Origin of the sequence: Psychroflexus lacisalsi (assembly GCF_020164495.1) — a bacterium.
GTDB lineage: Bacteria > Bacteroidota > Bacteroidia > Flavobacteriales > Flavobacteriaceae > Psychroflexus > Psychroflexus lacisalsi.
Window position 1 is genome coordinate 1 of sequence record NZ_JAIQYZ010000018.1, and the last position, 1,296, is coordinate 1,296.

Here is a 1,296-nt window from a genome sequence, read left to right on the forward strand (position 1 = left end):
CGTTAGGCACAATTAAAAACCAACGACAATGACAAAAATCTACAGAAGTTTTTCAGAACCAGACAGAGTGAATCTCTCTTGGGAGGAAACTTGGCGACGAGAAGATAAAGGATTGATTAAAAACTATGAAGTTGGTCGAGCTTTAGCAAAAAAAGAACCTGAATTAGCCGAAAAAGCTAAAAGAGGAGAATTACCAGTTCTTGGATATAAAGGTGGCGTTGATAAGACATTAAAGAAAAAAGAAAAAATTGGTGCTCTGAATTATATTGCTAAATGGCAAGCACTTCGAGGAGAAGACCTAAATCTAAATTTAGACGAAGAAATTGTTTTGACTTGTACTAAAACAGATATGCGAGTTACATTCACAATGGATTTAGAAAAACTTAAAACTTCGATTTAATGAACTTTTTAGCAATTGACGTTGAAACTGCTAATTCTGATATGGCGTCGATTTGCCAAATCGGTTTCGTTGTTTATGAGAATGGTCAAATCAAAAAAGAGTGGTCGAGTTTAATAAATCCAGAAGATTATTTTGACTTTTGGAATGAGTCAATCCACAATATTACAGAAGATGATGTAATTGAAAGTCCAAAATTCAATGAAATATATGAGGTTTTACAACAAAATTTAGAGAATAATATCTGCGTGTGTCATACACATTTTGATAGGGTTTCAATAAATAGAGCTTGTATAAAACACGGATTGCCATTAATGCAAATCAATTGGATTGATACAGCTAAAGTAGCGAGAAGATGTTGGGATGAATTTGCTTATAAAGGTTATGGATTAGCAAATGTTTGTAAAAAATTAGATTATTCATTTAAACATCACGATGCGTTAGAAGATGCAAAAGCTTCGGCACATATTCTAATTTCTGCAATTAACGAAAAGCAGAACACAATAGATGATTGGTTGATTAGAGTAAACAATTCTCTCTTATCCAATGCAAAATCTTACGATAAATCCGTTTCAAAAGATGGAAATCCAAATGGAAACCTGTTTGGAGAAATTTTGGTTTTTACAGGTTCATTAGAAATACCAAGAAGAGAAGCTTCAGTCCTTGCTTCCGAAATTGGTTGCAAAGTTGAAAATGGAGTTACAAAAAAAACAACACTTTTAGTTGTTGGCGACCAAGATTTAAGTAAATTATCAGGCAAAAAGAAAAGTTCAAAACATAGAAAAGCAGAAGAATTGAAAGTGAATGGACAAAAGTTGAGAATCTTAAAAGAATCTGATTTTGTTGCACTTTACGAATCAAATGTAGAAGAAAGTGAGCAATAACTGTGCCTAACAATG

General features: G+C 32.6%; 2 protein-coding genes. Both read left to right on the plus strand.

What is annotated here, in order from left to right; translation table 11 throughout:
* The first annotated feature begins 28 nt into the window (after positions 1-28).
* Entirely contained in the window at positions 29-400 is a 372-nt protein-coding gene (locus LB449_RS13765; protein WP_224455695.1) for a hypothetical protein, read from the plus strand.
* Positions 400-1,281 carry an exonuclease domain-containing protein gene (locus LB449_RS13770; RefSeq protein ID WP_224455696.1) on the plus strand — a complete coding sequence of 294 codons (882 nt, stop codon included), beginning with the start codon at positions 400-402 and terminating at the stop codon, positions 1,279-1,281. Before LB449_RS13765 ends, LB449_RS13770 begins: the two co-directional genes overlap by 1 nt.
* Positions 1,282-1,296 lie beyond the last annotated feature (15 nt).